Origin of the sequence: uncultured Campylobacter sp., from assembly GCF_938045225.1 — a bacterium.
Lineage (GTDB): Bacteria > Campylobacterota > Campylobacteria > Campylobacterales > Campylobacteraceae > Campylobacter_A.
On the sequence record NZ_CALINL010000095.1, the window covers coordinates 1 to 1472 of the forward strand.

General features: G+C 48.4%; 2 protein-coding genes. Both read right to left on the minus strand.

Translation table 11 applies throughout. The features are described from left to right. Window positions 1-142 precede the first annotated feature (142 nt). The gene (pglE, locus tag Q0200_RS03975) at window positions 143-1231 is read right to left on the minus strand and encodes a UDP-N-acetylbacillosamine transaminase (RefSeq protein WP_297938015.1); all 1089 of its coding nucleotides are present in this window, start codon (window positions 1229-1231) and stop codon (window positions 143-145) included. A 66-nt stretch (window positions 1232-1297) separates the two neighbouring features. Further along, window positions 1298-1472 (minus strand): hypothetical protein (locus Q0200_RS03980; RefSeq protein ID WP_297938018.1); only part of this gene is annotated, 175 nt, incomplete at its 5' end.

The window sequence follows — 1472 nt, forward strand, 5'->3', positions numbered from 1 at the left end:
CCGCGACCAGCCCGCCCTTAAAATAATCAGGCAGCACGCCTCTAAATCTAAGCAGATACGCCAGATAAAACGACGCCGCAAATATCGCGATGTCAAAGGTTAGAAAAAACGCAAGCCGCTTTAGCTTCGTCGCTTTAAACATTTATAAATTTTCCTTTACGATTTTTACCACTCGCGCAAACTCCTCGTCCCCCGTCGCAGTACCGCTAGGCAGGCAGATACCGCGCTCAAACATCTCCTCGCTAGTACCGTCCGTGAACGCTAGCGCCCCCTCAAACACAGGCTGCATATGCATCGGCTTCCAAAGCGGACGGCTTTCTATGTTTTCTTTAGCAAGCGCCTCTATCACGCGCAAGTGCGCACCTTTTTCTTTAAACAGCGCGGTCGTTAGCCAGCGGTTGCCGCGAGAATTTGCGACCTCTGGCATAAACTCAAGCTCAGGAAGCTCTTTTTGATATTTTTCAAAAATTTCGCGTTTTTTTATCACGCGCGCTTCCAGCACCTCCATCTGCGCCGTTCCGATCGCGCCCAGGACGTTGCTTAGGCGGTAGTTGTAGCCGTAGTCTTTGTGCTCGTAGTGTAAAAACGGCTCCCTAGCTTGGGTGCTATAAAATCTCGCCTTTTCCACGAGCTCTTTCTCGCCGACCAGCATGCCGCCGCCGCTTGTGGTAATGATTTTGTTGCCGTTAAAGCTATATGCGCCCAGTCGTCCGAACGTGCCTAGTGCCTTGCCGTTATAAAAGCCACCCAGCGCCTCGGCCGCGTCTTCGACCACGGCGATATTTTCCTGCTCGCAGATCTCGCAGATCTCTTTCATCTTTGCCGCCTGACCGTAAAGGTGCGTTACGACGAGCGCTTTTGGCTTTTTAGGCGAGTTTGCGATCGCCTTTTTTAGTAGCTCGGGGCTTAGATTCCAGCTTTCGTCGCTATCGACAAAAACAGGCGTAGCACCTTGATAAAGTATCGGGCTAACGGACGCCATAAAGGTAAACGTAGAGGCTAGCACCACGTCCCCCGCACCGATACCAAGCACTCTTAGCGCCAAGTGGATCGCCGACGTGCCGGAATTTAGCGCCAGCGCATCGGGCGCGCCCGCGTAGCTTGAGACGCTTGCTTCAAATTTATTCACGTATTCGCCAAGCGGCGCGATGTAGTTGCTCTTAAAGACCTCGTTTATGTACTCTTGCTCTTTGCCGCTCATGTGTGGCGGACTTAGGAAAATTCTTTGCATTTTTTTTGCCTTTTTAAATTTGAAGCAAATTCTAGCATTTAAAATTTAATTTATTTTTATAAAAGACTATTTAGAAGTGTTTTTTAAAGATATATCGGCTTCTATTAGCTCGCTAAAAGCCTGTAGCTCTTCGTAGGTTTGCTTGCTTTTCTCTATCAGTTCATCAAATTTGAAGCCAAGCATAACTATGCGATATAAATTCGGCTTATTTTTACGCCAATTATATAAAGTGGCGGCATCA